The 23938-nt window shown below is 59.5% G+C and carries 19 protein-coding genes and 6 pseudogenes; 10 read left to right on the forward strand and 15 right to left on the reverse strand.

What is annotated here, in order from left to right; all coding sequences use genetic code 11:
- Positions 1-427 precede the first annotated feature (427 nt).
- The 3 genes from HU230_RS44130 to HU230_RS44140 all read right to left on the reverse strand — a co-directional run bounded on the left by HU230_RS44130 (position 428) and on the right by HU230_RS44140 (position 2675).
- The gene (locus tag HU230_RS44130) at positions 428-1288 is read right to left on the reverse strand and encodes a prolyl oligopeptidase family serine peptidase (RefSeq protein WP_420831763.1); all 861 of its coding nucleotides are present in this window, start codon (positions 1286-1288) and stop codon (positions 428-430) included.
- Positions 1289-1502: 214 nt separating this feature from the next.
- The gene (locus HU230_RS44135; RefSeq protein WP_420840805.1) at positions 1503-2348 is read right to left on the reverse strand and encodes a DPP IV N-terminal domain-containing protein; all 846 of its coding nucleotides are present in this window, start codon (positions 2346-2348) and stop codon (positions 1503-1505) included.
- Positions 2349-2426: 78 nt separating this feature from the next.
- Positions 2427-2675 (reverse strand): hypothetical protein, encoded by a 249-nt coding sequence (locus tag HU230_RS44140; protein WP_420840806.1) that lies wholly within the window; start codon positions 2673-2675, stop codon positions 2427-2429.
- Between the two features lie 412 nt (positions 2676-3087).
- On the opposite strand from HU230_RS44140, the pseudogene HU230_RS27480 reads away from it, so the two are divergent.
- The 7 genes and pseudogenes from HU230_RS27480 (at position 3088) to ahpD (ending at position 9075) form a co-directional block, all read left to right on the forward strand.
- A pseudogene (locus HU230_RS27480) lies at positions 3088-4370 on the forward strand (IS256 family transposase).
- 769 nt (positions 4371-5139) lie between these two features.
- Positions 5140-5292, forward strand: a complete 153-nt coding sequence (locus tag HU230_RS27485) for a hypothetical protein (RefSeq protein WP_176529060.1) — start codon at positions 5140-5142, stop codon at positions 5290-5292.
- 369 nt (positions 5293-5661) lie between these two features.
- Positions 5662-6858, forward strand: a complete 1197-nt coding sequence (modC, locus tag HU230_RS27490) for a molybdenum ABC transporter ATP-binding protein (protein WP_176529059.1) — start codon at positions 5662-5664, stop codon at positions 6856-6858.
- Positions 6842-7284: pseudogene (locus tag HU230_RS27495) on the forward strand (DUF2478 domain-containing protein). Before modC ends, HU230_RS27495 begins: the two are co-directional and overlap by 17 nt.
- Positions 7235-7411, forward strand: a pseudogene (locus HU230_RS44145) (DUF2478 domain-containing protein); the annotation flags it as partial. The pseudogenes HU230_RS27495 and HU230_RS44145, both read left to right, overlap by 50 nt.
- Before the next feature lie 579 nt (positions 7412-7990).
- A complete protein-coding gene (locus tag HU230_RS27500) occupies positions 7991-8545 on the forward strand; it encodes a peroxiredoxin (protein ID WP_173643910.1) in 555 nt (184 codons plus the stop codon).
- A gap of 5 nt (positions 8546-8550) precedes the next feature.
- Positions 8551-9075 carry an alkylhydroperoxidase, AhpD family gene (ahpD, locus tag HU230_RS27505; protein WP_176529057.1) on the forward strand — a complete coding sequence of 175 codons (525 nt, stop codon included), beginning with the start codon at positions 8551-8553 and terminating at the stop codon, positions 9073-9075.
- 245 nt (positions 9076-9320) lie between these two features.
- On the opposite strand, the gene HU230_RS27510 is transcribed toward ahpD, so the two are convergent.
- From HU230_RS27510 to nifH, 7 genes are all read right to left on the reverse strand, one after another.
- Positions 9321-9617, reverse strand: a complete 297-nt coding sequence (locus HU230_RS27510) for a ferredoxin family protein (protein WP_166103753.1) — start codon at positions 9615-9617, stop codon at positions 9321-9323.
- Between the two features lie 39 nt (positions 9618-9656).
- Positions 9657-10964 (reverse strand): FAD-dependent oxidoreductase, encoded by a 1308-nt coding sequence (locus HU230_RS27515; protein ID WP_166103756.1) that lies wholly within the window; start codon positions 10962-10964, stop codon positions 9657-9659.
- An 11-nt stretch (positions 10965-10975) separates the two neighbouring features.
- Positions 10976-12085 (reverse strand): electron transfer flavoprotein subunit alpha/FixB family protein, encoded by a 1110-nt coding sequence (locus tag HU230_RS27520; protein WP_176529056.1) that lies wholly within the window; start codon positions 12083-12085, stop codon positions 10976-10978.
- 559 nt (positions 12086-12644) lie between these two features.
- Positions 12645-12770: a hypothetical protein gene (locus HU230_RS43685; RefSeq protein WP_256375202.1), complete on the reverse strand. Its 126-nt coding sequence runs from the start codon at positions 12768-12770 to the stop codon at positions 12645-12647.
- A 309-nt stretch (positions 12771-13079) separates the two neighbouring features.
- Complete coding sequence (gene nifW, locus HU230_RS27525; RefSeq protein WP_173643909.1) at positions 13080-13421, reverse strand: nitrogenase stabilizing/protective protein NifW; 342 nt, start codon at positions 13419-13421, stop codon at positions 13080-13082.
- 377 nt (positions 13422-13798) lie between these two features.
- Positions 13799-14515: a nitrogen fixation protein NifQ gene (locus HU230_RS27530; RefSeq protein WP_420840898.1), complete on the reverse strand. Its 717-nt coding sequence runs from the start codon at positions 14513-14515 to the stop codon at positions 13799-13801.
- Positions 14516-14659: 144 nt separating this feature from the next.
- On the reverse strand, positions 14660-15544 hold the full coding sequence (nifH, locus tag HU230_RS27535; protein ID WP_029084287.1) for a nitrogenase iron protein: 885 nt from the start codon (positions 15542-15544) through the stop codon (positions 14660-14662).
- An 820-nt stretch (positions 15545-16364) separates the two neighbouring features.
- On the opposite strand from nifH, the gene HU230_RS27540 reads away from it, so the two are divergent.
- Positions 16365-16778, forward strand: coding sequence for an ArsC/Spx/MgsR family protein (locus tag HU230_RS27540; protein WP_176529055.1), 414 nt, complete (start codon positions 16365-16367; stop codon positions 16776-16778).
- Positions 16779-17237: 459 nt separating this feature from the next.
- Positions 17238-17657, forward strand: a pseudogene (locus tag HU230_RS27545) (OmpW/AlkL family protein); the annotation flags it as partial.
- A 268-nt stretch (positions 17658-17925) separates the two neighbouring features.
- Here the strand turns inward: HU230_RS27545 and istB are convergent.
- Together istB and istA are read right to left on the reverse strand one after the other, a co-directional pair.
- Positions 17926-18669, reverse strand: coding sequence for an IS21-like element helper ATPase IstB (istB, locus tag HU230_RS27550; RefSeq protein ID WP_176529054.1), 744 nt, complete (start codon positions 18667-18669; stop codon positions 17926-17928).
- A 13-nt stretch (positions 18670-18682) separates the two neighbouring features.
- A complete protein-coding gene (gene istA, locus HU230_RS27555) occupies positions 18683-20221 on the reverse strand; it encodes an IS21 family transposase (protein ID WP_420840807.1) in 1539 nt (512 codons plus the stop codon).
- Between the two features lie 217 nt (positions 20222-20438).
- Here istA and HU230_RS27560 point away from each other — a divergent pair.
- A pseudogene (locus HU230_RS27560) lies at positions 20439-20774 on the forward strand (OmpW/AlkL family protein); the annotation flags it as partial.
- Positions 20775-21356: 582 nt separating this feature from the next.
- On the opposite strand, the pseudogene HU230_RS27565 reads toward HU230_RS27560, so the two are convergent.
- The 3 genes and pseudogenes from HU230_RS27565 to HU230_RS27575 all read right to left on the reverse strand — a co-directional run.
- Positions 21357-22405, reverse strand: a pseudogene (locus tag HU230_RS27565) (IS630 family transposase); the annotation flags it as partial.
- Positions 22406-22496: 91 nt separating this feature from the next.
- Positions 22497-22844 carry a (2Fe-2S) ferredoxin domain-containing protein gene (locus HU230_RS27570; RefSeq protein WP_176529052.1) on the reverse strand — a complete coding sequence of 116 codons (348 nt, stop codon included), beginning with the start codon at positions 22842-22844 and terminating at the stop codon, positions 22497-22499.
- A 759-nt stretch (positions 22845-23603) separates the two neighbouring features.
- On the reverse strand, positions 23604-23900 hold the full coding sequence (locus tag HU230_RS27575) for a hypothetical protein (protein ID WP_176529051.1): 297 nt from the start codon (positions 23898-23900) through the stop codon (positions 23604-23606).
- Between the last annotated feature and the right edge of the window lie 38 nt (positions 23901-23938).

Consider the following 23938-nt stretch of genomic DNA (forward strand, 5'->3'; position numbering starts at 1 on the left):
TTCCATCAGCCCCCCTCGCCTGACCTGGCAAGCGCGAGTGACCAGATCGTCAAAGCGCTTCAGGCGATCGTTCCGACGATGGGTGAAACGTCATCGATCGCTGATCGTGACCGAACTTGCAGTTTGATACAAGGCCGACAAGACGGATTTTGCTCCGATTATGGTGCACACGATCCGGGTCGCGAACAGCTCGCCCGTCAGTTCCTTTCGACTGTTATTTGTCGCGAGGACCAAGCACGATGTCGCGCAGCTTCGCGATGCTCGCCGTCGCGCGAGCGGCCTTCGTGCTCCTGATTGGGGAGCGCAACTGATGCGGCCCTCGTCAATCCGTCCTCGATCGTCGGTGTCAGAAAGGTGCCGCGCGCCGATCCGGATTGAAGCAGGTATTGCCGGGTATAGCGCTGTTAGACGGACTCGCGATAGGTCTTCAGCCATCATGGCCTGACTTGCTCTTCGGCCGCTCGATTGAGCTGGCGTTCCAGTTCGGCGGTGCTTGCTCGAGAATGTTGCGGACGAAGAAAAGCAAGAGCTTGAGCTGCGCATAACGGCCGGGAACTCCATGATCTGCACCGGGCACATAAAGCATGTCGAAGTATTTTCCCGCCTTAATGAGCCGATCTGCAAGCTGGAAGGTGGCGGACGGATCAACATTGCGGTCCATTTCGCCGACAATGAGCAGCAGCTTGCCCTCTAACCTGTGGGCATTATCGATGGCGGAGGACTGCGAATATTCGATCCCGACCGGCCAGCCCATCCACTGTTCGTTCCACCAGATCTTGTCCAGCCGGTTGTCGCAGCAGCCACTGTTTGCGACCGCGACCTTGTAGAAATCGGGATGGAAAAGCAACGCGCTAGCCGCGTTCTGCCCGCCAGCGGCCCCGCCAAAAATGCCGACGCTGGCGACATCGTACCAAGAATACTTCGCGCTCGCCGCCTTGTACCATAGGATCCGGTCGGGAAGGCCCGCGTCTTTCAGATTTTTCCAAGCAACATCATGGGACGCGCGCGAGCGATGATTCGTACCCATGCCATCGATCTGAACAACGATAAAGCCGAGCTGCGTGAGCGGCTCAAACGATGCCGAGAAGGATTTGGGAACAAAGGAACCTGTCGGACCTGCATAGATATGCTCCACCACGCGGTATCTTTTGTTTCGATCGAAATCAACGGGCAGATGAATGACGCCCCATATGTCCGTCTCGCCGTCGCGCCCCTTGGCGTTGAAACTGACGGGTGGCTGCCAGCCAGCGGCGATGAGCTCGGCAATCTCGGCGCTCTCAACCTGCATCAATTCGGTATTATCACTGCGCGGTACAGCACCATGCGGGGCGGAACATCAATGCGAGACCAAAGGTCGACATAGTAGCGACCGTTAGGCGAGAATTCGATGTGATGATTTGCCGGCTCAGGTGTGAGGCCGTGAGTCCCTTCCCATCAAAGTCAATGCGATAGGCATGGACGAAATAGGGATCGCCGCCGGGGTGCATTCCGCTCGCGCCAAACTAGATCTGATGCTTGATCGGATCAATATGATACACCGCGCGGACCACCCAATCACCTCTGGTGATCTGGTTTTGGAGCTCGCCTGTCCTGCCATTGAATAAATCGAGATGGTCGTTACCATCGCGCTCCGAGGCCCAGATGATCTCCTTCCCATCATCGATGTCGTAGCGGAACGTTTTTCCAGTATTCACCTGGTCCATCACCAATGGCTGGAAGTCGACGAATGTCTTGCTCACCTCATCAATCAGCGAGCGCACTTGACCTGTGGCGGCGTCGACCTCTATCAGACGATAGAGCTGGTGCCCACGCTGATTAAACTCGAAGGTGAATCCCCGACCGTCTTTCCACCACTGGACCGCCGAAAGACTGTACGGATTTTGGAATGCGGCGTTATCGATTGCAATCGCGCGTCGGCTCGCGACGTCAAACAGCACGGGCTGGAGTAGTGTGATGGCATCGCCCGGCTTAGGATACGTCATCGTGGAATGCTTGGGTTCGAGCTGGTCCGCCGGCGAGGATTCGAGGTAATGGACCTCCCGCTGGAGACCCGGACGGACTCGGTAGGCAGCCAGGTGCGTTGAGGCCGGAGACCAGCTTAGCGTGAAGAGAGCATAATAGTCGGCTTGGGACCCGTCCCAGGTCAACTGGATGTCCTGCAAGCCATCCTGGCTGCGCAGGTAGAGGTTATAGTTTCGAATGTAGGCCAGCCATTTTCCGTCAGGCGAGGCGCTTGTCCTGTCGGGATCGTTCTCTGCCAGCGGCGTGTCGTCATAGGGCTCCGCTGGCTGTCGCCCGGTTGCATTGCAGCACCTGTGCAGGCATCGCTGACAAGATCGCAGCTCCAACGCATATGCTCGATATTGAAGGTAATCTTGGCACCCTTGTCGGCCAGCTCGAAATGGTCGAAAGGAAGATTCTCTGGCCTATAGTGCTTGTGGCTCGCCCTGTTCAGTGCCGTCGCGAGGCGCTTGATCAAACGCCGGCTGCCTTACCCCAATGCCGGCATCAACGAGAGTGAACTGCTGCTTGCCTCGCGTTGTCCGGTGGTAGACGAGCGCGTCGCCCTCGCCGAGCCAGAACGGCACGTCAGGCACATTGACAGTAAGCCGGGCATAGCGGTCCTCCGTTCTGAGCGCCCGCTTGTAATCGGATTGTGCAAGCGGCGCATTCACGATGTCCTCTGGCAGGAGCTCTGCGCTGCCTTGCATTCTTGCTGGGCCAACAGCGCCACCGTTACGGCAAGAACTTTGTACATTCTTATTCACCGCTCCTAATTGTAGGCTGAAGTCAATCTGAGTGACTTCCCGATTGATATGCCATTTCCGGTGGACACAGCTGTCCTTTGTCGTGCCCTTGATTCTTTAGTGACGCCTGCACTAGCCTTTGGTAAGAACAGAACCGTTCGGCGTTCTGATGGACATTGGCGGCTCGCCAGAGCTGCAAGCGCCTCAAACAATCCACCACATCGCATATCGCCGCACGAACAGAGCTATCGCTGAAAGTTGGTGACGGCGGGAATCGGGAAGGCGGCATATCGTGGGGGTGCTTGACGCCTCCACTTCTCCACCGAAGGAGCGATATGCCGTGTCCAAAGATAACATCATCAAGTTGATTCAGCCAGGAAACGTCGACGATCAACTCACCGAAATCTTGCGCAATGGGGCGCGTGCTCTGTTGGCCCAGGCGGTCGAGGCCGAGGTCGCGGACTTTCTCGGCAAGCATGCCGATTTGAAGACTGCGGACGGCCACCAGCGCTCGTGCGCCACGGTCACCTGCCGGAACGCGAGGTGATGGATGGTATCGGTCCGGTCGGCGTCCGCCAGCCGCGTGTACGCGATCGCGAGGCGGAGGCTACCGATCCCGACCGCATCCGGTTCTCTCCGTCGATCCTGCCGCCCTACATGCGCCGCTCGAAATCGATCGAGACGCTGCTGCCGATCCTTTACCTGAAGGGTATCTCCACCGGCGACTTCTCCGAGGCTCTGGCGGCGCTGCTCGGCAAGGATGCTGCCGGGTTGTCGGCATCCGCCATCGGCCGTCTGAAGGACGGTTGGCTTGACGAGCACACCGCGTGGCAGAGGCGCGATCTGTCGGCGAAGCGCTACGTCTACATCTGGGCCGATGGCATCCATCTCCAAGCACGCCTCGAAGACGAAAAGCATTGCATCCTGGTGCTGATCGGCGCGACGCCGGAAGGCCGCAAGGAACTGGTCGGCTTCACCGATGGCGCCCGCGAGAGCGCGCAGGACTGGCGCGATCTGCTGCTCGACCTGAAGCGGCGCGGGCTCGGCGTGCCGCCGCGGCTCACCATCGCCGACGGCGCGCTCGGGTTCTGGAAGGCCGCCGGCGAGGTCTGGCCGAAAACGCGCGAGCAGCGCTGCTGGGTACACAAGACCGCCAACGTGATCGCCAAGTTGCCGAAGAGCCAGCAGCCTAAAGCCAAACGCGCGTTGCAGGAGATCTGGATGGCCGAAACCAAGGCCGCCGCCGAGCTGGCGTTCGACGCCTTCATCGAGAGCTATACGCCCAAATACGAGAAGGCGGCCGACTGCCTGAGCAAGGATCGGGACACGCTACTGGCGTTCTACGACTTCCCGGCCGAACACTGGAAACACCTGCGGACCACCAATCCCATTGAAAGCACCTTCGCTACCGTGCGCCACCGCACGATCCGATCGAAGGGCTGCCTGTCCAACAGAACGGCGCCCGCGATGGTCTTCAAACTGCTTGAGGCCGCGCAGAAAAGCCGGCGTCGTCTCGATGGCCACAACCAGTTGCCAAAACTCGTTCTCGGTGTGACATTCAACGACGGGATCGAGGTCATCGCCAAACCGACTGACCGTCAGCCCATAACCGCCGCCGCCTGACCGGCCGCGCCGTCACCAAAATTTGGCGATAGCTCCGCGAACACGCGATCCGCCTGTGATTGCTGCAGCACCGACGTTACGGTGTTGCCTCCACGCCGCTTATCGCGTGCAGACTCTATGCCAACGAGTAGTGTACCTCCGCGTTCTTTTGACTACGATATCGTCACCCGACAAGATCGGTCATTGTTGAAACAAGGCGCCAGTCTGAGGAGCACAAAACGCATGCAGTGTCGGCCAGCTGTAGCGACAGATGTCCGGAATGTCATTGCGAATGGGAGGTATTTGTCGCGCCCGTTGCCAAATCACTCAAACAAGTCGCCTCAGGATTTCGGGAAGCGCGGACTACGCTGACCGTAGGATCGCGATAGATCAACCCGATGAGAACTTACCCGATCAGCTGTGGAGGCAACCGGGGATATCCATCATCATAGATCGTTAACCGGATCGGGCGACAAATTGGATAATCTAAGCTTTTGCATCAAGAGCGATCGTCACGACCGTGCGGTCACCAGCCCACTTCTCGACGCAAGCCCGCAGCATCTTCAGCTTTTGACTTCGTCTACCCTGCATGGCCGGTTGGCGACGCGAACGTCTGAAACCCAACGATACAATGCGGCCATTCCACACACTGTGCTCCGACCTATGCGAGTTCACGATGAGCCGAGCAGGCTCGCGCACCCTATTTTTGAACGGCACGCGGATTGCTGGGTAAGGAGCAAGGGGCTGCCGCGTCGAAAGCTCCTCGCGGCGAACCACCCTCGGAGTCCCAATGAGGCTTATCCGATTGATCCTGGTCGATCTGAGTTTGATGCTGCTTGCTCCGCAAAAAGCGGAAGCCATCAATATCGGCGCCGGCGCACATTTTAATTTCGGCTATCAACACTGTGGCGCCATTGGATTGCCAGCCGCGAGGCCGTATTGAACTGGCGCGATAGCCCACGCCTCCACAGCGAAACGACGCAAGCCATGCCATTTCAACGATTGGATAATCTCCGTCCGGCCAACCCGGCTACGAATTGCGCGACACTGGAACCCCACCTTACCTGTGTCATCGGCAAACGCGCGCGGGAGCGTTCGATTGCCGCGATGTTCGATGGCGCGGAGACGCATAAGATGCCGGCTGTCGTAACACCGTCAATCTGCAATCCAGCGACGACCTAGTGGCCTCCCCGGGGGCGGAGACCCCGCGCTGGAACCAAACAGACTGGATTGTCGGCGGCATGGTGATCATCTCCCTTGCGGCCATTCCGCCCGCGACCGTGATTGATCGCTACAGCAGAGGTGCAGGCAAGTGAGATACGCAAAACCTGGCCATATCGAAGTCGCCTTCAACGGCTCTCTCGCAGCAGTCCCCCTAGATGCACAATTCAGCGTACCAGCTAAAGGTGTCACGGCCGTTTTCGGTCCCCCTGGGTGCGGCAAGACCACGCTCGCGCGCTGCATCGCCGGCTTTCAGCGTCTACCGAGCGGATTCTGCGCGATCGATGGCGAGATTTGGCAGGACGAGACCACGTTTCGGCCGCCCCATCTGCGTCCCGTCACGTATGTATTCCACCGACCGGTCCTTTTTTCCCATTTATCCGTCAAGCGTACCCTTTTGTATAACGCGAAACAATCCAAGCCAGCACTGATCGACTTTGATGGTGTTGTCGAATTGCTCGACTTGGCGTCACTGCTTGACAGTTCGCCATCACACCTTTCGGGCGCCGAGCGACAGCGGCTTGCCCTTGGCAGCGCGCTGTTGGCCCAACCCCGGCTACTTTTGCTGGATGACCCGCTCATTTTGCTCGACCGCCCCGCCAAGCGCGAGATTATGCCATTTCTCGAGCGCATACGTGAACAGCTCACGTTGCCGATGATCTATATCAGCCATGACATGGCTGACATCGAGCGCTTTGCTGATCATCTCGTCATGATGAAAAATGGCATTGTGACTGCGGTCGGTCCCCTGCATGCCATACAGAGCAATCCAGCGCTTGCCGTGCGCGGCGAAGCGGCGGTCTGCATCGACACCGTAGTCGGCGGCTATGACGGGCGCTACGGGCTGATCATCCTCCGCCTCCAAGGTGCGCGTCTGTTGATACCTGGACCGCCCTTGAGACCAGGCGCGCAGCTCCGGCTGCGCATCGCAGCCAGCGACGTCAGCATCGCGCGCGAGGCCCCGCGCGCAAGTTCCATGCTCAATATCTTTCCGGCACGCATCAAGGCCTCTCTGCCGTTCGACGAAGCTGAGGTCACGTTGGTTCTGGCTCTCGAAACTGGCCGTTCGGGCGCGCCACTTTTGGCCCGCATCACACGCCGCTCCTTTGATGAACTAGGCCTTAGCAATGGAACGGGCGTATTCGCCGAGGTCGCGCGAGCCTTGCCGGCCGTGCTCCCCGAGCGGTTGCTCATAACGCCTTCCACACCGGCAGGAGAAGCTCGACACGTAAGTGTCGACGCGAGAAACAAACAGAAATCGGACCACGGCCATGATCGGCAACCTTGAAGAAATCGATCCGAATGCTGTGGCTGCGATTTTCTACCGGCCGAAAGACGACGTCGATAGGTTGCTCGCCGATTTCGTTCAGGATCTTGCGCGGCAAGCCGTACGCGTCGACGGCGTCGTCCAGCGTCGCTTCTGGGCAACAAACGGTACGCACCTATGCTTGCAGTGGACGTTGCGACGGGGCAAGAGATCTCGATTTATCAGTCACTCGGCAGCGGAGCTACGTCCGGTAATCTCAATACGACTGGACTTGCCGAAGCCGCAGCTGTCGCTTCCCGGGCGCTTTGCGACAAGGTCGATCTCCTTGTGATCAGCACATTTTGCCAGACAAGAAGCCGTTGGCCACGGCCAGCGCGCCAAATTCACAGAGGCCACCACCCGCGGTGTGCCACTCTTGACGGCCGTTCCAAGAACATGTCTTGCTGATTGGCAAACTTTCACTGGGGACATTGGTAGGTTGCTACTAGTGTCGAGGAATGGTGGCGCGATATCTCCATCCCGCCAGCGCGCCGCCCGGGCGTTAGTCGCGGCTGCGGCCATTTGGGCGCTATGATACCGGACAGCTTGATGACGTATGTGTGTAGTTCGGATATGTTGACCCCGAAATCACCCGTCGGGCTACTTCGCCGACAACGAAAGCAAGCTTAGCTCCGGCGTCCGCCCTACATTGTGAGCCACCGTGATGCTCTGTGAACGTGCTGATTGCGGACCCTGATCGGCAAGAAGCCGCACTTCGACAAGCTGCGCGCGTGCTTTACCCGGTCGACGCTAGCATCACCCCCTCAGTCGGTTTTGCAGTGCCTGTCGATCGAAGACGGATCGTCGATTCAGGTCCGATTGCCGTCTTTGCTGCAGTCCTCGAACCCGGACCGTGCACTGGCTGCGGATCTTCGGAACCGCGGCAACCCAATCGCCACATAGTGTGGCCCTAACCGATACTCCAACGCGAACATCGCGCATCCGCAAAGCATGATTGAAAGCGAGTGTGAGATTCAATCGAAACATGGATCAAATTCACGCAGCCACGTCACTAGTTGGCGTCGTCTCAGCAATCGGGTCTTGAGAACGGATGGCATATAGCTTGCTTCACCGGTGAGGCACGATCACCATAAAACAAACTCGTGAGGACAGCATGCTTGGAATTGGAAACCAGTTGCCGCCGTTCGAAGTCACAGGCGTGAAGCCCGGCTTTCAAGCGCAAGAAGAAGAAGGACAGAGTGCGTTCGAGACGCTGACAGAAACAAGCTTTCCAGAAAAGTGGAAGATCATCTTCTTTTATCCCAAGGACTTTACGTTCGTCTGCCCAACCGAAATCGCCGAGTTTGGCCGGCTGTCCAAGGAATTCGCCGACCGCGATGCGATCGTACTGGGCGGTTCAACCGACAACGAGTTCTGCAAGCTCGCCTGGCGACGCTCACATGTCGACCTTCACAACCTACCGATCTGGCAGTTTGCCGACACAAAGGGGGCCCTGGTCGATGGCCTTGGCGTGCGTTCACCCGAGGGTGTCGCCTATCGCTACACCTTTATCGTTGACCCCGACAACACAATCCAACACGTCTATGCGACTAATCTCAATGTCGGGCGCAGCCCCAAGGACACACTCCGCGTTCTGGACGCGCTGCAAACCGACGAGCTCTGTCCCTGCAACCGCGAAGTCGGCGGCAAAACCCTGAAGGTTGCATGAGGCCCATGTCGTCGATCGAGCAATTGCACGAGAAGATTCCCGATTGCGCCAAGGACGTCAGGCTCAATCTGACGTCCTTGGTGGCCGATGAGACGCTCTCGCCGCAGCGACAATATGGCCTGATGCTCGCGACCGCGATTGCCACCCGCAATGCGGCCCTTATTGCCGCGATGGAATCGGCTGCGGCCGCCGTGATGACGCCTGAGGCAATCGCCGCCGCGAAATCCGCCGCTTCTGTGATGGCAATGAACAACGTTTACTACCGCTTCGTTCACCTTGTCTCCAACACCATGCAACCACGGCTGCGCATGAACGTGATCGGCAATCCCGGAGCGGACAAGTCCGACTTCGAGCTCTGGTCGTTGGCGGTCTCAGCTATAAACGGCTGCGGTGCCTGTATTGACGCCCACGAGAAGACGCTGCGGGCCGCTGGCGTAAGTTCCGAAGCCATCCAGACCGCCGTGCGCTTTGCCGCGATCGTGCAGTCAGTGGCAGTTGCTATCGAGGCCGCAGGGTCTACTCCCCCTTAGGCGACCGGCTGATTCCTCCTTTTCCACCGGTTCGACACCGTTGTGGCGCAGTTCAGTGGCGCCACAACCATTCCTACGCGCATCCCGAGTGATCGTGATATCCTGATGCAATGTCTGTCTTGTGGGGTGTCCTCTCGAGGTGCGCGCCTCGTTCGAACTTGAACCCGTGCAGAGAGGCGGAATGCGCAACTGTGACGGCGAGATCCTCCTTTACATGGCGATCATACTGCTCTGTTCGTTCACTTTCAGCCAAACTTGAACAACACCCCATATCCGCCGCGCGGATGGCTCCATTGGATGTCGCCGGTGGGCTCGGCGATCACGCGGCAGGTGCCGCACTCGATGCAACCGTCGACGGTTACCTCAACCTGTCCATTGTCGTTGAGTTCGTAGCATCGTGCGGGGCAGACTTTCAAGAGCGCAAGCAGTTCCGCCGACGGCGTTGTGTGCGCGCGTACCTTGACGTGGGGCTGACCGATGTCGACAAGATATCGGTTGTAATACAGCTTGTCTTCGACGCGCACCGAGGGCTCGACATTCATGCTTTGACCTTCCATTGCTGAACCTCACATTATTGGCGGTCAGCGCCAGGCCCGGGCAAAGCGAGACGCATCGCCGATCAGGCCCCTCCATGACCGCGCCTTGACAAAGGATTTCAGGGTCGCCTTCTCCTTCTCAAGCTTCGGCGTCCCATCGACGCGCACAAAGTTCTGCATCGCCTTGGAGATGAGCTGCGGATAGGTAAGAAAGAAGTTTTGCGAATGGGTGTGCATCAGCATGGGCAAGTCCTTGTACTTCTTGAGATCCTTGATCACGAAGGAATCGGCTAGCATCTTCCGGTAGAGCGACAGATTTTTCGCCGTCATGGGCTCGCGGCGCGACTTCATCTCGGCGATTGCTTCCGCCGCGATGCGGCCTGAGGTCATCGCAAGATTGGAACCCTCACGATGGATGGCGTTGTTGAGCTGCGCCGCGTCCCCCACCACTACCCACCCATCACCGTAGAGCTGCGGGATTGCCTTGTAGCCGCCTTCGGGAATGAGATGCGCCGCATACTCCTTGATTTCAGAACCTGCGATCAGCGGTGCCACGGACGGATGCTGCTTGAAATGATCGAGCATGCCGTAGGGTGTCTGGCCGGTGCGCTGGAAATCGGCGACGAGACAGCCGATGCCGACCGAAATGCATTCCTTGTTGGCATAGACGAAACCCATTCCAGTCATGCCGCGAGAAATGGTTCCGGCCGCCTCGATCACGACGCCCTCATCGCCCTTAAGATTGAAACGCGCCTCGATGGTTTCGCGAGGCAAAAAGTGCATTTCCTTCACCGCGAGCGCGACGTTATCGGGTGTCGGCCGCGCGCGCAGGCCAGCGCGCGTCCCGAGCAGTCCATTGACACCCTCGGCCAGCACGACAACGTCGGCATGTATTTCGCCGCCGCCGCGATCTGTACGAACTCCCACAACCCTTTCACGGTCGTCTCGCACGAGCTCGGTGACTGTCGTCTCGCACAACACGGTCGCCCCGGCCTCCCGCACCTTCGACGAGAACCACTTGTCAAACGGCGCGCGTATGATCGTGTAGCGGTTCGGCCGCTCCTCGTTGAAGTCATCCGAGCGGTAGTGCATGCCGACGTGGGAGCGATCGTCCAGTAGCCAGAACCGCTGTTCGACCAGATGACGTTCGAGCGGCGCTTCCTCGCGAAAGTCGGGGATCAGCCTCTCCATCATATCCGCATAGAGGATCGCGCCCTGCACATTCTTCGATCCGGGGTACTCGCCCCGCTCGAGCTGCAGCACCTGCAGGCCGCACTTGGCCATGGTCAAGGCCGCCGCATTGCCTGCCATACCCGCTCCGACCACGATCGCGTCGAACCTCTCCTCAATCATCATCGTCTCCTCTAGACTGCGATCCGAGCACGGGAATTCGGCAAAAGCCGCGCCCGAAACGCAGCTGTCAGCGCCGGTAGCAGATGCAGCGCGTCACTGACGATCGCGACATGGGCGAAGTCGAAGATCGGCGCGTTCTTGTCGATATTGATGGCGACGATCAGATCCGCCCCCTCCACACCGACCCTGTGCTGGATCGCGCCGGAAATTCCGGCAGCAATATAGAGCTTTGGCCGGATGGTCTTGCCGGTTTGGCCGATCTGCCGGTCAGACGTAACCCATCCTTTTTGCACCAGAGGACGCGAGCAGCCATACTCGGCGCCAAGCAGAGTTGCGAGCTCGCGCACCAGCCGAAAATTGTCAGGCGCCCCCAGCCCCAAGCCGCCGGCAACCACGACATCGGCGTAGGCCAAATTGGACGTTTCCGAATCGCGATCGGGGATGAAGGAGAGCACTTTCGTGACGATATCGTCTTCAACGAGGCCAAGTGGGTGGATAATGATACGAGCGGCATCGCGTACCACACGCTCTGGCATCGGCATGACGCGTGGGCGAACGGTTGCCATCTGCGGACGATAATTCAAGGTATAAATCGTGCAGAGCAGCGAGCCGCCAAAGGTCGGACGCGTCGCTGCAAGCGAACCATCGGTGTCGACGTCGAGCGCGGTACAGTCGGCAGTGAGCCCTGTCGACAAGGTCGTCGCCACGGAACCTGCAAGATCGCGACCGAGTGTCGTCGCACCCAATAGCAGAATCTCCGGCTTGTAGGTGTTGACGAGTTCGGTTAGCGCTTTGGTATAGGACTCGTTGCGATAATCTGACAGGACATTGTCACTCACGAGATAAGCCAGATCTGCGCCATAGCAAAAGGATTCAAGCGCGGCGTTACGCGTGGGCTGTCCCTCCGGGCCGATAACGACCGCAGCTAGATTCACCTTCAGCCTGTCGGCGAGCCTGCGCCCCGCACCCATCAGCTCCCAGGAAACCGGGTGCACTTGGCCGCGCTCCTGCTCGACGAAGACCCAGACATGCCTATATGCTTTAAAGTGCTCGGGCAGTTCCTTTTTCGCTGCCGCTCGGCCGCCAACCGCCAGCGTGCTCGTTTTTATGACATTGCTCATGCTCTAGATCCTCTCAAGATAACGCGCGCACGCACCACGGGATTGCTTTCTACTTCGCTCAACGGAAGATCACTTTTGGTCAGTGCCTGACCGGCCGCTCGCCCGTCTCGTCCGTTCGGCGCGCCCCACCACGCGGCGAGACGCGCCGCCGCGGTAGACGTAGCGGACGGGCCAGACTTCGTAGAGATGCTCGACTTTGGTTCCTTGCGCGCTCCCTTCGACGAGCGCCACCGCGGCGGCCAGGCCGCCGCGGTCAATCTGACCGGCGGCTGCCAGCCTTGGGTCAGTCAGTCCGGTGATCGCGCAATACCGGCGTCTCGCTTTCGGCCCCGCGCTCCGCGTTGACTGTGACGGCCAGAGGGATCTGGCCACCGCTCCTGACACGCAATCCCAGCCCTGCCTCCGGCGCCGACAACTCATAAGAGCCGACGTTGGCCCCGTTTCTTGACGCATCTTGCCATCGGCCATGGAGCGGATGGAGATCTGCGCATGACCGGAGGCCTGCGCGATGCGGACGACCATGTGCATACCCGCTCCGGGCGTAGCGTGGACGGGTGACTTACCCATTGACCACCATCTCGCGGTCCATGCCGGCTTCGGTCGCGTCAAAGGCTATTTCGAACGGCATTGGCGTGAGCCATAAGATCATGCCGCAGCGCTCGGCGGACAGTAGAAGCGATGTCATAGGTCCTCCTTCAAATCTCATCTCGGACGGCCACCATCTGTCGGCATCGAAGACGGGATCGGCAGGACAACAGCAAGTGTCGTACCAGTCGAAAGAACCATGGAATTTCGCGCGAAAGCAACGTCTTGGAAGACACTTAAAATGGCCCCTGACACCACGGGCACGAGCAGCAGCTCAGACATGGGTCGGGAATACGACAGCGCGGCTCGCGTCAGGCTGCAGAGGGGTTGATTTGAATGAAGACGAAGGCTGTACAAGACACCGTCACCCGGCCAGGTGGGACAAACCACACCGCAGTGGAGCACGAAATCACTTCAGCGCGCTCAACGGGACAAACGCCACCGACTTGTTAGGGTCTGCGACGGCTTCCTTTAAGACCTTGAACACTCGCTGCTCGATCGGTGACGATGCCACGAAATCGGCATAGGCTTGCTCCAGCATCGCTTTGCACCGAGCTCTGATCTCCGGCTCTGCGGCACCGGCGAACTGCTCCTTGACAAAATATTGTCCCATGCGCTTTAGGATATGAAGGCGCGCAACATTGACGATTTTCGGCTCGTAATCGACGCCTAGCAGCGAAAAGAACTCTTCCGCCGACGAGGCCTTGCTGAGCCGATCCAGGATCCCGGCTGGCGAGCATGAGTTGCTCATTGCAAAAATCTCCCTTGGGTTAGTTCGTCGACGTTCGACGAGTTGTGGCAGCACCTACGATCCTGCTGCAGGCCTTAGCTCGCGCGGCTGCTCTCCACGGCCAAAGCCTGGCCCTGGAAAGCTGCGTCCACAATACCGCGGCCCACGGGCTCGCCGGTGACGACTCAGCACCGATGAAAAGACGCCTCACCTTGCTTGTTGCCATGCCCAATTCGAACTCGACTGCAGAGCGCCGGGATACACGACCTGTCGCGGAGCGCTTGGGCGCGGCATCGCCTTGGATACATGATGGGCTCGCGTTGTAGTGGCGCTAGCCAGCCCCCCCCCTCTCCAACCCGCCAAATCCGGACGAGGCGTTCGAAGATTCCTGTGGCAACTCAGATGGGCCAGTCGCCGCGGACAACCGGGCGAGCCGCCTGTAACAGAAAGTCGCGCCGGCGCTCGGCCAACCGGCTCTCGCCGCTTTCCTCGCCGAAGCAGAGGCTAAAGTCGTTACATTGCGTACAGACGGGCGTCGTGCACATTACGAGGCCTTCATCCTCGCACAGCGTACGGTAGAAAAAGCGCTTCCAGCGCATATTGTTGATATTGCGCGCGGCGAGCGGCGCGAAGTGGCGGCTGAGCAGCCGAGAGAGTTCGGCACGATTTCGTAATCCCAAGCCTTCCCACAGGTGGTCCGGCTCAATGGCGCGGCGCGCGATCATCGCGGCCAGCCAGCGACCGATATATCCTTCCGTCGAGCGCTGCTTGAGCAAAAGATCGCGCACCATTGCGATCTCGTCGTTCTCATCGCACTCGACCGACAGGAGCCGCTCCACGAGCTTGACCCCTACCGAGGGAAAGTACCGCTCCAGCAAGGCCGCTAGCTCGTGGCCGGACAGGCCCGCCTTCTCGGGAAGAGGGCCACCATCCATCGAGGCAACCGCCAGAATAGACGCCAGGACATGGCGATCGAAATTACTGTCAGTGGCAATGTCGGCATCTTCAGGAGGCACACCGGTGAGCAGACGGTAGGTTGCAATTGCTCTGTGCATCCGGCTGCTCGCATCAACGGCATAAGCAGCCACAAAAGGAAGAAAGTGCGCTTCGGACATGAATCGATGGATTCCACGATCTGGTTTGCTCTGCCCCATCCTGATCTTGGTCACGGTCGCTCGTCAGAATGCCGGTCTCCCGGATGGGTAGGTGAGGAGACCGGCATCCGTCGCGCGCCTTCACAAGGCCGCGACTCGCGACCTTTACGAGGCCGCGAGCTCGGCGGCGGTCTTGCCGACGATGGATTCGTCGACAGGCTTCATAATACCATGCTCCATCAGCATGTCCTCGAGCTCGTCCATGGAGATCGGGGTCGGAATGATGCCCTTGCCGCCATTGTTGTGAACCTTTTTCGCGAGATTGCGATAATGATCGGCCTGCTGCGACTCGGGCGCATACTCCAGCACCGTCATGCGGCGTAACTCGGCATGCTGCACCACATTGTCACGCGGCACGAAGTAGATCAGCTGAGTGCCTAGCTTCTTGGCCAGAGCCTCCGCCAGTTCCAGCTCCTTATCGGTTTGCCGCTCGTTGCAGATCAGGCCGCCCAGCCGCACGCCGCCGGAATTGGCGTATTTCAGGATGCCCTTGGAGATGTTGTTTGCGGCATACATCGCCATCATTTCCCCGGACATGACGATGTAGATCTCCTGGGCCTTGTTCTCGCGGATTGGCATCGCAAAGCCTCCGCAAACGACGTCACCGAGCACGTCGTAAGAGACGTAGTCAATGTTCTCATAGGCACCGTTTTCCTCCAGGAAGTTGATCGAGGTGATGACGCCGCGGCCGGCGCAGCCGACCCCTGGCTCAGGACCGCCGGACTCCACGCAGCGGATGTCCTTGTAGCCGACCTTCATCACGTCCTCGAGCTCGAGGTCCTCCACGCTGCCGGCGCTCGCTGCAAGGCTCAAAATCGTGTCCTGCGCCTTGGCATGCAGGATCAGGCGGGTCGAATCCGCCTTCGGGTCGCACCCTACGATCAAGATTTTCTGACCCATCTCGGCCAGCGCCGCCAGCGTGTTCTGTGAAGTGGTCGACTTGCCGATACCACCCTTTCCGTAGAACGCGATTTGTCTCAGTGAAGACATGTTGCTCTCCATCAACCGATTTGCCAAAGTTCCGCGCTTCGTACGCGCCAGCTTGTTCTCGTTCAGAAACGGGGCACACGGGTTCAAGGGAAGGAGCGCATCGCTCGTCTTAAGCGTCGGCGTGCACTCAGCCCTCACTCAGTGTTGCTACCGCTCATTAGCAACCACCATGCCAACGCCTGTCCGCGCACATTAAGCTTCTGATTACGTTTTGAAAAACGCCAGCGAGCCGATGCGTTATCCTGGCTGTTTTGGACCTGACAGGATCTGCGCAGCTGTCAGGAAACCAACAAGTGGCCAGAACCAATCAATCGGAAAAGCCGGTCTGGCGCGCTTGTCCGATGCATCATGTGTGGAACGGATCTTGCTACTCTTCTTGCAAGCCCCTTGTCGGCGATCGGAGGAGGAGGATACAGGTCGGCGGCGAAACCTTGCAGGTAGTGTTTCGCCGGTGGTGTTCGATCTGCCGCGCGACCTGAAATTCAATGCAGCATGAACCAGATCGGGGCGCACGAGCTTACCGCCCAAGACGCCTTTCAAGCGTCACCCATGGGTTGACGCCAAATGCACTCCTGCTCGGTGCCTTCTTTCCGAGACCGAAAGGAGCTCATCGATGAGTTAGCGGCTCAATTTCAAAATGTCCGGATCTTGGTCGTTTGCAAACGCTCGAGGAGGCCAAGTCGGTCGGCGGCATGAGCCGCGGCAGTTGGTAAAGCCGCTGACCTTGGAGATGGTTCTCAAAAAAGGTCGAATGCACTCTGGAACGCGGCGGTCGCCGGCCCGATCGTTCAGCGCAGCGTACCTACATAAGGAGCAGGCCATGGCGACAATTATCTTTTATCAAAAACCCGGCTGCGACACCAATGCGTATCAGATGCAGGCGCTGAAGGCCGCTGGCCATGACGTGATAGCCAAGAACATCTTGAAGGAGCCATGGACCGCCGAGGATTTACGCCTCTTCTTCGGCAATAAGCCGATCGCATCCTGGTTCAACCGAGCCGCGCCTCGTATCAAGTCGGGCGATATCAATCCCGACGAAATCGACGCGGCGAGCGCGCTCGCGTTGATGCTGCGCGATCCGCTCCTGATCCGACGCCCGCTGATCAACGCCGACGGTGCAAGATACGCCGGATTCGATGACGAGCCCGTATTGTCGATGCTTGGCCAGAAGACGCAAGATGATCTCGAGAGATGTCCGCACGAAGGAAAAGCCCCAGGCTGTCTCCAGATGTAATGAGATGATGAATGCTATCGTGCGGAAACTGACGCGAAGATCGACGTTGTCGCCCTCCGAATCCTTCAGGGACCGCCGACACGCTTTTCGCCGACAAGCAAGTGTGAGTGGCTCGTCTGTAACACAGCGGAGCCCATGTTGCGCTCCGTGTTAACACAACCCTTTCGCGCTCACGGAGTGTAAGAGGCCGCTGCAGCTAGACCGCCTCCATCGCCCCATGACTCATCTGGCTTGGATCAGATCGATAAGATGATAACCAGTTCCTCGTAGAGTTCGGCTCAGACAGAATATTGAGTCGAACATCGATGAACAGGCGCCACGACACTTCACGGCCGTGGTGCTTATGCAACTTGGCTGCTTAATTGCGCTACGACCGTAGCCATTTTGATCGGCATCAAATCCTTCTCCATCCGCGATGTGTGACAGAGGTTCTCGCGCGACTCTTCGCGCGGACTTGGAATGGAGAACTTGATGAAAGTAAGAACCCTTCTGACGACGGCATCGCTGCTCACGCTCGCGACCTCGTTCAGTTCCGTCAGCATCTCGGTACAGGCTGCAGATCTGGCGCCGGCACCGGTCTATTACAAATCGCCCCCGATCGCCCCCTTCAATCCGTGGATGATCCGCCTGCGCGTGCTCGGCGTCTTGCCGGACAGCGCAGGCAGCTCGGTCAACGTCGCGGGAGCCCCGCCGCTGTCGTCACCAAGCTCGGGCCTGTCGATCAGCGATCGAGTGATACCGGAGCTCGACATCACCTATTTCTTCACAAAAAACATTGCCGCCGAACTCATTCTCGGCGTGGCCAGCCATCACATCAGCGGTAGCGGCACGCTCAACGGGCTCGATGTTGGAAAGGCCTGGCTATTGCCTCCGACACTTGCGTATTCCACGGATAGTGATCAGCGATTGCAGGCGATCGTGATCACGGATTCCAGACGATGGTGATCACTTGCGGAGGCGAACACGACTGACGTGTTTAATGTGTGCTGGAAATGGTCTTCCTGGTCAAGACAGACGGGAGGGTTTGGAGATCGGTCCGGCGGTCCATGGGAGGGCCCCGCGCGCGGCGCGGAGTGGCCCCACGAGCGACGCAGCGGCGCGCGCGGGAGGGACCTGTGGGCCGGTGGGGCGATCGGGCGTGCGGTGGTCACGCGTTTGTCCTATCGTCGGCCCGCCGACGCAGGCTGTCGCCCTTGAGCTCGATGCGGTGTGCATTGTGAATGATGCGATCCAAGATGGCATCGCCAAGCGTGGGATCGGCAATCACGTCATGCCATTGCGACACGGGGAGCTGACTTGTGATCAACAATGATCCCTTGTCGTAGCGATCATCGACGATCTCGAGTAGATCACGACGCTGGTCGGCGGTGAGCGGTTCGGGCCCCCAGTCGTCAAGGATGAGTAGATTGACGCGCTCCAGCGCCGCGATCAGACGGGCGAGACGGCCTTCGCCACGCGCCTGGGCGAGATCGGCGAACAAGCGGGGCACGCGCTTGTAGAGGACGGAGAAACCATCGCGGCATGCTCTGTTGCCGAGCGCGCAAGCCAGCCAGGACTTACCGGTGCCGGTCGGGCCGACAATCACCAGATGGTTGTGATCGCGGATCCATTGGCCGGAGGCGAGGGTCTGGAAGAGCGAACGGTCGAGACCGCGCGCGGTGCGATAGTCGACGTTCTCGATGGTGGCGGCCTGGCGGAGCTTGGCATTGCTCAAGCGGCGCGTGAGGCGACGGTTGTCGCGGGCGGTCACCTCGCGATCGACGAGGAGGCCGAGCCAATCGGGGTGCGGCATCTCGGCGGCCTCGGGATTGTTCTGCAGTTCGATGACGGTATCGGCCATGGCAGTGAGGCCGAGTGCGCGCAGGCGTTCGACGGTCGGATGGATGAGCACGATGATCTCCTGATCAGTTGTAGTAACCGCGGCCGCGGATGTTGGCGTGGAAGAGGATGGGTGCGTCCTGGGTCGGAGGCGCGGTTTTGTCGGTGCCGTTCTTGAGGATGGCAGCGACCGATTTGTAGGAACGGGCATTGAGCAAAAGGGCACGGGCGCAGGCGGCGTCGACGCGCTCCTGGCCATAGCGTTTGACCAGCCCGAGAATGCCGATGGCCGAGCGGAAGCCCTGCTCCGGATGCGGCCGCGAGCGCAGGATGACGTCGATCAGGGTCTCGGCGTCGGGCCCCACCTTGGCGGCTTCGGAGCGGATGCGCTCGTGGGTCCAGTCGCGGTAGCGGCGATGCGAGCTTGGCATATGCTCGGGGATCGTCGTCGGACGATGCGGCAGGGTGCTGCGCAGATGCGAGGCGACACGCTTGCCGCGCAGGAAAATCTCGACGGTTTTGAGGGTGATCCGTGCCTCGACCTCCTGATGCACGAGGTGGTGAGGCACGCTGTAATAATGTTTGGCAATCTCGATATGATAGTCGAGATTGACCCGGCAGCGCTTCCACTCGGCATACTCGTAGGGCTCATCCGGCAAGGGGGTCAGCGCCGGGCGATCGAGCTCCTCGAACAGGTCGCGCCGGCTTCGTCCCCAGCTCCGGAGAGGTCGATCGTTCAGCTCGACAAGGAGCGCGTAAATTGCCTCGTTGAGGGCGGCGAGCGAGAAGAAGCGGCGGTTGCGCAGGCGCGCCAGAATCCATCGCCCGACGATCTGGACCCCGACTTCGACCTTGGCCTTGTCGCGCGGACGATACGGCCGCGCCGGCACAATGGCGGTGCGGTAATGGCGGGCGAGATCGGCATAGGTCCGGTTCACCATCGGCTCGTGAAAGCAGGCCCGGGTGATGCCGGCCTTCAGATTGTCGCTCACCGTCTGCCGGGCGGTGCCGCCGAAATAGGCAAAGGCGCGGACGTGCGAGCCGATCCAGTCCGGCAGGCTCTGGCTGAGGCTGGCCTCGGCGTAGGTGTAGTTCGAGGCACCGAGCACGGCGACGAAGATCTGCGCGCTGCGCACCTCGCCGGTGAGCCCGTCAACCACCTCCATGGTGTGGCCAGAATAGTCGACGAACAGCTTCTCGCCGGCGACATGAACCTGGCGCAGGGTCGGCTTGAGGCGGCTGGCCCACTCCCTGTAGCGTTCGCAGAGCCACGAATAGCTGAAACTGTCGGAGTGGGAGCCGCAATACTCCTCCCACAACAACATCAGCGTGACGTTCCTCCGCCGCAGCTCGCGATGCACGAGCGCCCAATCCGGCTGCGGCCGCTCGTCGCTGGGCAAATCGGACGGTGGCGGAAACAGCCGGTTCTCGAGCCGGACATCGTCACCGAGCTCCGGCGGCAACGGCCAGGTCAGGCCGGCCCGGCGCGCTAGGTTGAGGTACTTGTTGACCGTGCCCTGGGCCAGGCCGAGGCTGCGGGCAACCGCGCGCTGCGACATGCCGACGCTGTAGTGCAGGCGTAAAACTTCGCGAATGTGGCGCATGGACAGTCTCTCTGTCGGCATCTCGATCCTCTGCTGTCGGGCAAAAGATCAAGCTACCTGGGTTGCAGACTGTCAGTGGTGTCCGGCTCGCTGTCCCCGATCATGATCCGCTGGAAATAGCGATCACGATCCTGTGGAATTGGTGATCACGATCCCCTGGAAACGGTGATCACGATGCTCTGGAATGAGTGATCACGATGGCCTGGAATTGGTGATCACGATCGTCTGGAACGCGCAGACACTGACGCTGCAATATCACTTCACCGATTTCGGGCCGCTCAAGCCCTATATCGGCGCGGGCATCAACTACACCGCATTCTTCAACCAATCAGCAGCCAATACGCCGCTCGCGGGGCTTGCGGTGGCGGATGTACGCATCAGCAACCAGTTTGGCGCCGCGGTCCAATTCGGCTTCGATTACATGCTTGACCGTCACTGGGGCCTCAACTTCGACGTGAAGAAGTTGTGGCTGCGGCCGGATTACTCGGCGACCGTAAACAATGCGATAGTCGTCACTGGCCGCGCCAATATCGACCCATGGCTCGTCAGCGGCGGAATCACGTACAAGTTCTGACGATAGCACAAGCTCCAGGGAAGAGATCGGCTTGTTCAGATGCGAGCGAGACGGCGAGTTTAAGGTGCACCGTCTCGCCGGCGCCGGACTGCACGCGCAACAATGCTCGCTCTGTGAGCTACGAATTGATGGCATGAAGTGGCGGAACGCCTGCATCACTAATAGTGATCGACTAGATTCAGCTCCCTGCCTCCTTGCACGCTGCAGAGTGCCAGCCGCTTATCAAAGGCGGCAATTCAAATCGGTTGTCGCTCTGGGATAGACCGCGCTACAAAGGGGTGACGCTCGGGCCTCATCGGACTCGATCAAGCGCACTACTCTGACCGGTCCGTCTCTCACCGAACATTTTTGAATCCAAGGCCACAGCGACAAGGTCAATGGCCTCCTGTTGCGCACCTCCTTGGAGGCGTGAGGGCACCCAGTCACCTTAAGAACGATCGAACAGCTCAACGACCCCAGTCTTTGAACAGATAAGCCGTGCATTCCCGATAGCCCGGACCAAGCGGCGCTAAGCGAAGCCTCTAGTGTCCTGAACCAGAAGTTCGCGACATCGGGTCGTGTTTTGCCGGGGGCATTGTACCGGCAGAAGCGTTCGATGGAAGCAAGGATGTCATCGGCAGATTTGGTCCATCGGAAACGGCGTTGTGTCGGCCGATGAACGAAGTGATGTCAGCCCTGAGAGCGGCGACGCTGCGATAGATGCCGCGCCTGATCTTCTTATCGGTGAGGAGCGCGAAGAAGCGCTCGACCTGGTTGAGCCATGACGAACTGGTCGGGGTCAGGTGCACGTGCCAACGCGGCCGTTTAGCCAGCCATTTTTGGATCAAGGGGGTCTTGTGCGTGGCGTAATTGTCCATGACGAGATGGACGTCCGGTTCACGCGGCACGGCAGCTTCGATCTCGTTGAGGAACTTGCGGAACTCAGCAGCACGGTGGCGTCCATAGCACTTGCCGATGACCCGTCCGCTAGCAATGTCGAGGGCGGCGAACAGCGATGTGGTGCCGTGCCTCGTGTAGTCATGGCTTCTTCGGGCCGGCTGGCCGGGACGCATCGGCAGCATCGGCTGACTGCAGTCCAGCGCCTGGATTTGGGACTTCTCATGCACACATAGAACGATGGCGTGCTCCGGTGGCGAGACGTAGAGGCCCACAACGTCGCGCACTTTGGCCACGAAGTTCGGATCGGTCGAGAGCTTGAACGTCTCCATCCGGTGCGGCTGGAGCCCAAAGGCCCGCCAGATGCGTTGCACCGTCGACACTGATAGGCCGCTGGCCTTCGCCATGTCGCGAGAACTCCAATGGGTGGCGTTCTCGGGGCAACTCTCCAACGTCCTCACGATCACGGCTTCGATGCGGGCATCGTCAACCGTACGTGGCGCCCCGGAGCGCGGCTCGTCATGCAGCCCGTCCACGCGCCACTCCACAAAACGCCGCCGCCACTTGCCTACCGTCGATCGGTCCAGGCCCAGCTTGGCCGCGACTTCCTTGTTCTGACCGCCCTCCGCGCAGGTCAGCACGATCCGGGCTCTCAGAGCCAGCGCCTGCGCTGTCTTCCGCTGCATCGTCAGCGACTTCAGTTCGGCATGCTCTTCATCGCTCAATGTCAGGGGCGCAAGTTGCTGGACCGCCATCAGATCCTCCGTCGCTGCTACAGCTCCGTCCTTGGGACGGCGACGCGAATCTACTGCGAATTTACGATTGCGAACTTTGTGACTCAGGACATTAGCTTCGCTTGAGCACCATCACAAGACGGTCCACACGTTTGCCTTGTACGAGATGAGAATTTACGATTTCGTCCACGTCCTCGGGCGTGGTCGCGCGGTACCAGACTCCGTCGGGATAGACGACCATCAAAGGGCCGGAGTTACAAAAGCCGAGGCAGCCCGCCACCGTGAAGCCGACATGGTCCAGACCTTGCGATTCGATCGCCTTGCCCATCCTATCCCACAGGGCTTGCGCGCCCGAGGCACCGCAGCTGCCGTGCGGATGATTCGGCGGACGCTGCGTATGGCAGGCAAAGACATGATACCTGTAAAGTTGAGGAAGCTCGAATTCGGTTTCTGCGTTCATGCGCCTATCCTGAAATCAACGGGTTCATCTGAAAAGCGGCAACGCCGGAGTACTTGCCGCACAATCTATTCTTCAGTTGAACGCCGGATCGATCAATTGAAGCAGCTGACTCCCACTCGTGCTCGCGAAAGCAGCCGAAGCGAGCGGACATCATCGTGCTTGTTAATCGTGCTTGTTATCGGAAAATCCGCGAGCAGATACCTCCGCGTCTGACCGGCCTCCTTGATCAATTTCAACGCCTTCTCCCAAATCGCGACCGTTTCTGCTCACGCATCATTTGCTCAACCATCCAACATGTTCAAGCAACTTCCACGCCAATGCGTAACGCTCGTTTCCGCAACGATCCCTTGCCCGCCTCCGGCGTCACTGACACTCATTGCCGCGGTTACGACAATGTCGTTCTCTCCTGTTCCGGACATGACAAACGTCGCATCATGTTCAACGCTTCAGCTTCAGCTTCAGCTTTCCGCAGTCCGCTCTTGCGATTGGACGGAAGATACTCGCTCGGTCTGTTCAGACCTTGCACGGTCATTTCGCGGAATGAGCCGTGATCTGCGTCCCGTCTATCGAGGAGCGCGTATGGCGATCGGCCCAGTGAAGAGAGCGCTCTGCCCAGGGGAGTCGGCTAATTGCATCGTTCGACCGCGAACCAAAGAACTTCCTAAGCGCCGCGCACGTGCCGCTGCTCATCCCGCGTTTTCGTCAAAGATAGCGCCCAATCGCGACGGGGTCCGAGCGAGGCACAGGTGATCACCGAGCTTACGTTTGAGGCGACAGAGCTGGCCTGCCGCAATCCTGATTGGCAGCAGCGGCAAAACCGCCCACACAACGATGTCGGCTTGCCTCAACCGCTTCGAGCGCTTCAACTCGAGATTCGCTCGCCGCATCTTGCGGAACGATGAGAATGACCACGCGCACGTGCTCGTTAAAGCATTTGACCTGGAGCGATGCCGTCAGTGGATTAAGGTGACGAAATTCGCCAAGGGCGTCGGATGTACAGAGGGTTGGCATTGCAATTGCAACGCAGACACGAACGCCGGCGGCGCCCGCGGACATCCGATCGTTCGGCGTGCGTTGCGCGCTGCGTGTCCCGC

The sequence above is a fragment of the Bradyrhizobium quebecense genome (genome assembly GCF_013373795.3).
GTDB lineage: Bacteria > Pseudomonadota > Alphaproteobacteria > Rhizobiales > Xanthobacteraceae > Bradyrhizobium > Bradyrhizobium quebecense.

What these genes read in the sequence shown, in the direction of transcription:
- HU230_RS27540 (WP_176529055.1), top strand. Translation starts at nt 16,365, where the DNA reads ATGGCGACAATTATCTTTTATCAAAAACCCGGCTGCGACACCAATGCG.
- HU230_RS44130 (WP_420831763.1), bottom strand. Translation starts at nt 1,288, where the DNA reads ATGCAGGTTGAGAGCGCCGAGATTGCCGAGCTCATCGCCGCTGGCTGG.
- HU230_RS27530 (WP_420840898.1), bottom strand. Translation starts at nt 14,515, where the DNA reads ATGTCCGAAGCGCACTTTCTTCCTTTTGTGGCTGCTTATGCCGTTGAT.
- HU230_RS27500 (WP_173643910.1), top strand. Translation starts at nt 7,991, where the DNA reads ATGCTTGGAATTGGAAACCAGTTGCCGCCGTTCGAAGTCACAGGCGTG.
- HU230_RS27510 (WP_166103753.1), bottom strand. Translation starts at nt 9,617, where the DNA reads ATGAATGTCGAGCCCTCGGTGCGCGTCGAAGACAAGCTGTATTACAAC.
- HU230_RS43685 (WP_256375202.1), bottom strand. Translation starts at nt 12,770, where the DNA reads ATGACATCGCTTCTACTGTCCGCCGAGCGCTGCGGCATGATCTTATGG.
- HU230_RS27520 (WP_176529056.1), bottom strand. Translation starts at nt 12,085, where the DNA reads ATGAGCAATGTCATAAAAACGAGCACGCTGGCGGTTGGCGGCCGAGCG.
- ahpD (WP_176529057.1), top strand. Translation starts at nt 8,551, where the DNA reads ATGTCGTCGATCGAGCAATTGCACGAGAAGATTCCCGATTGCGCCAAG.
- nifW (WP_173643909.1), bottom strand. Translation starts at nt 13,421, where the DNA reads ATGAGCAACTCATGCTCGCCAGCCGGGATCCTGGATCGGCTCAGCAAG.
- HU230_RS27570 (WP_176529052.1), bottom strand. Translation starts at nt 22,844, where the DNA reads ATGAACGCAGAAACCGAATTCGAGCTTCCTCAACTTTACAGGTATCAT.
- istA (WP_420840807.1), bottom strand. Translation starts at nt 20,221, where the DNA reads ATGCCGACAGAGAGACTGTCCATGCGCCACATTCGCGAAGTTTTACGC.
- HU230_RS27485 (WP_176529060.1), top strand. Translation starts at nt 5,140, where the DNA reads ATGAGGCTTATCCGATTGATCCTGGTCGATCTGAGTTTGATGCTGCTT.
- HU230_RS27575 (WP_176529051.1), bottom strand. Translation starts at nt 23,900, where the DNA reads ATGTCCGCGGGCGCCGCCGGCGTTCGTGTCTGCGTTGCAATTGCAATG.
- HU230_RS27515 (WP_166103756.1), bottom strand. Translation starts at nt 10,964, where the DNA reads ATGATTGAGGAGAGGTTCGACGCGATCGTGGTCGGAGCGGGTATGGCA.
- nifH (WP_029084287.1), bottom strand. Translation starts at nt 15,544, where the DNA reads ATGTCTTCACTGAGACAAATCGCGTTCTACGGAAAGGGTGGTATCGGC.